The organism is Salinisphaera sp. G21_0 (assembly GCF_017744115.1).
Classification (GTDB): Bacteria; Pseudomonadota; Gammaproteobacteria; order Pseudomonadales; family Endozoicomonadaceae; genus Endozoicomonas.
Map to the genome: position 1 here is coordinate 20,444 of NZ_JAGHQW010000063.1, position 8,120 is coordinate 28,563.

Annotated in this window: 5 protein-coding genes; 4 read left to right on the forward strand and 1 reads right to left on the reverse strand. The window is 49.5% G+C overall.

Annotation, left to right across the window (positions count from 1 at the left end; all coding sequences use genetic code 11):
* Positions 1–14 precede the first annotated feature (14 nt).
* Complete coding sequence (locus J7439_RS21635; RefSeq protein WP_209204073.1) at positions 15–236, reverse strand: hypothetical protein; 222 nt, start codon at positions 234–236, stop codon at positions 15–17.
* On the opposite strand from J7439_RS21635, the gene J7439_RS21640 reads away from it, so the two are divergent.
* The 4 genes from J7439_RS21640 to J7439_RS21655 all read left to right on the forward strand — a co-directional run bounded on the left by J7439_RS21640 (position 231) and on the right by J7439_RS21655 (position 7,894).
* A complete protein-coding gene (locus J7439_RS21640) occupies positions 231–2,813 on the forward strand; it encodes an RAP domain-containing protein (RefSeq protein ID WP_209204074.1) in 2,583 nt (860 codons plus the stop codon). The genes J7439_RS21635 and J7439_RS21640 overlap by 6 nt on opposite strands.
* Before the next feature lie 105 nt (positions 2,814–2,918).
* The gene (locus tag J7439_RS21645; protein ID WP_209204075.1) at positions 2,919–4,877 is read left to right on the forward strand and encodes a DUF1601 domain-containing protein; all 1,959 of its coding nucleotides are present in this window, start codon (positions 2,919–2,921) and stop codon (positions 4,875–4,877) included.
* Entirely contained in the window at positions 4,835–5,239 is a 405-nt protein-coding gene (locus J7439_RS21650; protein ID WP_209204076.1) for an RAP domain-containing protein, read from the forward strand. Before J7439_RS21645 ends, J7439_RS21650 begins: the two co-directional genes overlap by 43 nt.
* Before the next feature lie 105 nt (positions 5,240–5,344).
* Entirely contained in the window at positions 5,345–7,894 is a 2,550-nt protein-coding gene (locus tag J7439_RS21655; protein ID WP_209204077.1) for an RAP domain-containing protein, read from the forward strand.
* The last annotated feature ends 226 nt before the right edge of the window (positions 7,895–8,120 follow it).

Consider the following 8,120-nt stretch of genomic DNA (forward strand, 5'->3'; position numbering starts at 1 on the left):
CCTCACATCATGACTCAAGAACCTTCTTCATATTCCGGGAAGGAATGCCAGTGTTGAACACCTGTTACCCATACATCTCGCCCCGGATGATTTGAAAATATCGGATGGGTGGCATCAAGAGTAGATGTATTTCCCCTACCAATTACGTTTGCAAAAATTCCAGCAAAATGAACTTCTGAACAGCATCGCAGTCTGCTTTTTATATTTTCATGAATTAATGAAATATAGTTATGCATAGAAGCTCTGCTGGTATAAGTGGTAAATACGCAGGATCCGATAATGATTACAAACAATCGGATAACCATGCCGCTACTTCAAGGCGTGGGCGATACAGACATGGCACAGTCAGAAAGAGGGATAATCCCCTCCGCAATACCCCGGTGCGTAATAAATTTTACCATTCTTCTGCCGCAAGCCCATCTCAATATCTACTGCGCCGTTCAGTAAACCCTGCTCAAGATTTTAATGCCCTCATCAAACCAGAAATAATGGATGACCTGGTGAGTAAATCGAATCGTTTCGGTCATCGCTATGATGGGAGAAATCACGGTCAATACGCCAGTTCAATAAAACAATACACGTCAGCTTCTAAAAGACCTTTAAATCGGGATGAACAAAGCCAGCTGATACGTTTCCTGAAGAATTTTACCGCAACTCGGCGCTGGAATTGGCGAAGCCTGACGACAACACTGCACTCATTTACTTCAGCAGGTGTTTTTACCCCTCATAAACCCACAGATGAGCGTGTGAAGCGTACTCAGGCTGCCTTATTGTTTACTCTGCTTGATGCAATAATATTCAAGTGCAACCAAAAACCTGAAACTAGGGATATTGGCACCCAGGAAATCGCCAACCTGCTGTGGGCTATGGCGAAACTGGTCCACAACGGGCAGGAGCGGACACCTGGACTCAACAAGGCCGTGGCCGTGCTGTTGCCCCACGTGAACGCACAGAAAGCGCAATTTAATGCCCAGGGGATCGTCAACCTGTTGTGGTCCATAGCGAAACTGGTGGACAACGGGCAGGAGTTGACACCAGAGTTCAAAGAGGTTGTAGCCGCGCTACTCCCCCACGTGGACGCACAGAAAGACCAATTTATTACTCAGCATCTCGCCAACCTGATGTGGGCCATGGCGAAACTGGTGGACAACGGGCAGGAGCTGACACCAGGGCTCAAAAAGGCCGTAGCCGCGCTATTCCCCCATGTGAACGCACAGAAAGACCAATTTATTCCTCAGCATCTCGCCAACCTGATGTGGGCCATGGCGAAACTGGTGGACAACGGGCAGGAGCGGACACCAGGGCTCAAAGAGGCCGTAGCCGCGCTATTCCCCCACGTGAACGCACAGAAAGACCAATTTATTCCTCAACATCTCGCTAACCTGATGTGGGCCATGGCGAAACTGGTGGACAACGGGCAGGAGCTGACACCAGGGCTCAAAGAGGCCGTAGCCGCGCTGTTGCCCAATGTGAAGGCAAAGAAAGCTAACTTTAAACCACAGGAAATCACCAATCTGCTGTGGGCCATGGCGAAACTGGTGGACAACGGGCAGGAGCAAACACCACGGCTCAAAGAGGCCCTGGCCGCGCTGTTGCCCTACGTGAACGCACAGAGAGACCAATTTATTCCTCAGCATATCGCCAACCTGCTGTGGGCCATGGCGAAACTGGTGGACAACGGGCAAAAGTGGACACCCGAGCTTAAAGAGGCTGTGGCCGCACTGTTACCTCACCTGAACGCACAGAAAGACCAATTTAATGCCCAGGAAATCGCCAACCTGCTGTGGGCCATGGCAAAACTGGTCCACAACGGGCAGGCACGGACACCTGGACTCAACAAGGCCGCAGCCGTACTGTTGCCCCATGTGAGCGCAGAGAAAGCTCACTTTAACCCACAGGAAATCACCACACTGCTGTGGGCCATGGCGAAACTGGCAGACAAAGGGCCAGAGTGCACCCCAAGGCTCAAAGAGACCTTGGCCGGACTATTGCCCCACGTGAACGCACAGAAAGACCACTTTATTCCTCAGCATATCGCCAACCTGCTGTGGGCCATGGCGAAACTGGGTGAACTAGTTGAGCTGAATATGGTTACATCCACCTTCGAATCGCTTGTTTACCGATTCAGTGAAACCCCTCAGTTCTCTCAGCAAGAGATATTGATGTCTCTCTGGGGAGCAATGGTATGCTGTGCCAGGTTGGCTCTGATCCCCAATGCCAATAAAAATAACGTGCTTGAAAAGCACATTGATGACCTGTTTACTCGCCTGGAAAATACATCCCCGGATAATGAAGAGGAACAATCCATCATTGTCATGGCTGCAATTTGGCTTGGCAGAGCGTACCCGGTCGCCCCCCATTACCAGACAACCATTTCAAAACCTCAAGCCGATTTCCGCAACCAACTCCAATCGAGCATTCCCTCTTTGAAGATTGAAGAAGAAAAGAGTCTGAACTCATTACCTCCGGTTGACCTGCTACTGCCAGATCACAACATTGTGATTGAAGTTCAGGGATCGTCTCATTACGTGGGTGGTGATTTCAAAACCAGGAATGGTTCGACTCTGCTGAAAATCGCACTTCTGCAAAAATCAGGGTTTGAGGTCATTGAAATCCCGGTTAACGAGCTTGGGAACCTGAATTCAATGAAAATATGTATTGATTACATAAAGAACAGGGTAGACATCCCGACACAGAGGCATGACTCTGTATCGCTTAAAAGAGGGAGGGCAGGTGCTGCATACGGAACTGCCGAAGAACAGTTAGGAGAGCAAACCAACTCAGCAAAGAGGAAGAAAACAAACCGCCATTAATCGCCTTCCTCCCATCATGACTCAAGTAAACTTTTCTGCAAAATGAACTTCTGAACAGAACAGCAGTCTGCTTTTTATATTTTCATGAATTAATGAAATATAATTATGGATAGAAGTTCTGCTGGTATCAGTGGTCAATACGCAAGATCAGGTAATGATTACAATCAACCGAATGACCAGGCCGCTTCCAGGCGTGGGCGATATAGACATGCCACAGTCAGGCAGTGGGATAATACCCCACGCACAAACCCGGAGCGTAATAAATTTTCCCATTCTTCTGCCGCAAGCCCATCTCAATATCTACTGCGCCGTTCAGTAAACCCTGCTCAAGATTTTAATGCCCTCATCAAACCAGAAATAATGGATGACCTGGTGAGTAAATCGAATCGTTTCGGTCATCGCTATGATGGGAGAAATCACGGTCAATACGCCAGTTCAATAAAACAATACACGTCAGCTTCTAAAAGACCTTTAAATCGGGATGAACAAAGCCAGCTGATACGTTTCCTGAAGAATTTTACCGCAACTCGGCGCTGGAATTGGCGAAGCCTGACGACAACACTGCACTCATTTACTTCAGCAGGTGTTTTTACCCCTCATAAACCCACAGATGAGCGTGTTAAGCGTACTCAGGCTGCCTTATTGTTTACTCTGCTTGATGCAATAATATTCAAGTGCAACCAAAAACCTGAAGCCAGGGATATTGGCACTCAGGAAATCGCCAACCTGCTGTGGGCTATGGCGAAACTGGTCCACAACGGGCAGGAGCGGACACCTGGACTCAACAAGGCCGTGGCCGTGCTGTTGCCCCATGTGAACGCACAGAGAGCTAACTTTAAACCACAGGAAATCGCCAACCTACTCTGGGCCATGGCGAAACTGGTGGACAACAGGCTGAAGCGGACACCAGAACTCAAAGAGGCCATGGCTGCACTGTTGCCCCACGTGAACGCACAGAAAGCGCAATTTACTGCCCAGGGGATCGTCAACCTGTTGTGGTCCATGGCGAAACTGGTGGACAACGGGCAGGAGCTGAGACCAGGGCTCAAAGAGGCCGTAGCCGCGCTGTTGACCCATGTGAACGCACAGAAAGCTAACTTTAAACCCCAGGAAATCACCAACCTACTGTGGGCCATGGCGAAAATGGTGGACAACGGGCAGGAGCAAACACCACGGCTCAAAGAGGCCTTGGCCGCGCTGTTGCCCCACGTGAACGCACAGAAAGCTAACTTTCAACCACAGGAAATCGCCAACCTGGTGTGGGCCATGGCGAAACTGGCGGACAACGGGCAGGAACAGATACCAAGGCTCAACGAGGCTGTGACCGCGCTGCTACCCCACGTGAACGCACAGAAAGACCAATTTAATGCCCAGGGCATCGCCAACCTGCTGTGGGCCATGGCGAAACTGGTGGACAACGGGCAGGAGCAGATACCAGAGCTCAACGAAGCCGTAGCCGCGCTGTTGCCCCACGTGAACGCACAGAAAGCTAACTTTAAACCACAGGGTATCGCCAACCTGCTGTGGGCCATGGCGAAACTGGTGGACAACGGGCAGGAGCTGACACCAAGGCTCAACGAGACTGTGGCCGCGCTGTTGCCCCGCGTGATCGCACAGAAAGACCAATTTATTCCTCAGCATATCGCCAACCTGCTGTGGGCCATGGCGAAGCTGGGTGAGCTAGTTGAGCTGAATGTGGTTACATCCATGTTCGAATCGCTTGTTTACCGAATCAGTGAAAACTCTCTGCTCCCTCATCAAGCGATATCGATGTCTCTCTGGGGAGTCATGGTATGCTGTGCCAGATTGGCTCTAGACTCCAATGCCAATAAAAACAACGTGTTTGAAAAGCACATGGATCACCTGTTGACACGCCTGGAAAATACATCCCCGGATAATGAAGAGGAACAATCCATCATTGTCATGGCCGCAAGTTGGCTTGGCAGAGCGCGTGCCCGGTCATCCCCCATTACCAGACAATCATTTCAAAACCTCAAGCCGACTTCCGCGATCAACTCCAATTGTGCATTCCATCTTTGCAGATTGAAGAAGAAAAGAGTCTGAACTCATTACCTCCGGTTGACCTGCTACTGCCAGATCACAACATGGTGATTGAAGTTCAGGGATCGTCTCATTACGTGGGTGGTGATTTCAAAACCAGGAATGGTTCGACTCTGCTTAAAATCGCACTGTTGCAAAAATCAGGGTTTGAGGTCATTGAAATTCCGGCTAACGAGCTTGGGAACCTGAATTCAATGAAAATATGTATTGATCACATAAAGAACAGGGTAGACATCCCGCCACAGGGGCATGACTCTGTATCGCTTAAAAGAAGGTGGACAGATGCTGCTGCATACGTTACTGCCGAAGAACATTTAGAAGAGCAAACCAGCCCAGCAAAGAGGAAGAAAACAAACAGCCATTAATCGCCTTTATCCCATCATGACTCAAGTAAACTTTTCCGCCAAATGAACTTCTGAGCAGAACAGCAGTCTGCTTTTTATATTTTCATGAATTAATGAAATATAATTATGGATAGAAGTTCTGCTGGTATCAGTGGTCAATACACAAGATCAGATAATGGTTACAACCAACCGAATGGCCATGCCCCTTCTTCCGGGCGTGGGCGATATAGACATGCCACAGTCAGACAGCAGGATAGTCACCCCCTCTCTACCCCGAGATGTAATGAATTTCACCATTTTTCTGGCACACGCCCTTCTCAATATTTAATGCACCGTTCAGTAAACTCTGCTCAAGATTTTAATGCCCTCACCAAACAGGAAATAATAGCTGGTCTGGTGAGTAGATCAGATCATTTCGGTGATCGCTATGATGGGAGAAATCACGGGCAATATGCCAGTTCAATTAAAAAATACGCGTCAGCGTCTAAAAGGCCTTTAAATCGAGCGGAACAAAGCCAGCTGATGCGTTTGTTACAAAATTTCACGGCAACGCGGAGCTGGAATTGGCGAAGCCTGACGACAACACTTCACTCATTTACTTCAGCGGGTGTTTTTACCCCTCATAAACCCATGAGTGAACATGTTAAGCTCACTCAAACTTCCTTATTGTCAACACTACTTGATGCAATAATATTTAACTGCAACCAAAAACCTGAAGCCAGGGATATTGATCCCCAGGGAATCGCCAACCTGCTTTGGGCCATGACGAAACTGGTGGACAGCGGACAGGAGCAGACACCAGAATTCAACGAGGCCGTGGCCGCGCTGTTGCCCCACGTGAAGACAAAGAAAGCTCGCTTTAAACCACAGGAAGTCACCAACCTGGTGTGGGCCATGGCGAAACTACTGGACAACGGGCAGGAGCGTGCAGCAGAGCTCAAAGAGGCTGTGGCCGCCCTGTTGCCCTTCGTGCAAGCACAGAAAAACCAACTTAATGCCCAGGGCATTGCCAACCTGCTGTGGGCCATGGCGAAACTGATGGGCAACGGGCTGGAGCGGACACCAGTGCTCAAAGAGTCCGTGGTCACGCTGTTGCCCCTCGTGAACCTACAGAAAAACCAACTTAATGCCCAGAGCATTGTCAACCTGCTTTGGGCCATGGCGAAACTGGTGGACAACGGGCTGGAGCAGACACCAGGTCTCAAAGATGCTGTGGCCACCCTACTGCCCCTCCTGAATGCAAAGAAAGACCAATTTAACGCCCAGGGTATTGCTAACCTGCTGTGGGCCATGGCGAAACTGGTGGACAACCGGCTGAGGCGGACACCAAAGCTCAACGACGCCGTGACCGCCCTGTTGCCCCGCGTGAACGCACAGAAAAACCGATTTATTCCCCAGCATATCACCAACCTGCTGTGGGCCATGGCGAAACTGGTGGACAATGGGCAGGAGCAGACACCAGAGCTCAATGAGGCCGTGGCCGCCCTATTGCCCCATGCAAACGCACAGAAAGACCAATTTAATGCCCAGGGCATTGTCAACCTGTTGTGGGCCATAGCGAAACTGGTGGACAACGGGCTGGACCGGACACCAGAGCTCAACGAGGCCGTGGCCGCGCTGTTGCCCCGGGTGAACGCACAGAAAGCTAACTTTACACCACAGGAAATCACCAACCTGTTGTGGGCCATGGCGAAACTGGTGGATAAAGGACTGGAGCGGACACCAGGTCTTAACGAGGCCGTGGCCGTGCTGTTGCCCCAAGTGAACGCACAGAAAGATCAGTTTATTCTTCAGCATATCGTCAACCTGCTGTGGGCCATGGCGAAACTGGTGGACAAAGGGCAGGAGCAGACACCAGGGCTCAACGAGGCTGTGGTCACACTGTTGCCCCTCGTGAACACACAGAAAGACCAATTTAATGCCCAGGGTATTGCCAACCTGCTTTGGGCCACGGCAAAACTGGGTGAACTCGTTGAGCTGAACGTGGCTACCTCTGCGTTCGAATCGCTTGTCTATCGAATCAGTGAGAACCTTCAGTTTTCTCAGGAAGAGATATCAATGTCTCTCTGGGGAGTCATGGTATGCTGTGCCAGGTTGGCTCTAGACTCCAATGCCAATAAATCCAATGCCAATAAAAATAATGTGCTTGAGAAGCACATGGATAACCTGTTGACTCGCCTGGAAAATATATCGCCAGATAGTGGAGAGGATCAATCCATCATGGTCATGGCCGCAAGCTGGCTTGGCAGAGCCTCTCCGGTCGTCCCCCATTACCAGACAGCCATTTCAAAAAACCAGGCCGACTTCCGCGATCAACTCCAATTATCTATTCCATCTTTGCAGATCGAAGAAGAAAAGAGTCTGAACTCATTACCTCCGGTTGACCTGCTTCTGTCAGATCACAACGTTGTGATTGAAGTTCAGGGTCCGTCTCATTACGTGGGTGGTGATTTCAAAACCAGGAATGGTTCGACTCTGCTTAAAATCGCACTGTTGCAAAAAGCAGGATTTGAGGTCATTGAAATCCCGACTAACCAGCTTTTGAACAACGATTTAATGGAACCATATATTGATGAAATAAAGATCAGGGTAAGCGTCCCGCCACAGGGTCATGACTCTGTATCACCTGAAAGAGGTCGGACAGATGCAGCAACGTTACTGCCGAAGAACATTTAGCAGAGCAAACCAACCCGGCAAAGAAGAAAACAAACAGTTAGTAATCGCCTTCCTCCCATCATGGCTCAAGTAAACTTTTTCGCAAAATGAACTTCTGAACAGAACAGCAGTCTGCTTTTTATATTTTCATGAATTAATGAAATATAATTATGGATAGAAGTTCTGCTGGTATCAGTGGTCAATACGCAAGATCAGGTAATGATGACAACCAACCAAATGACCGTGC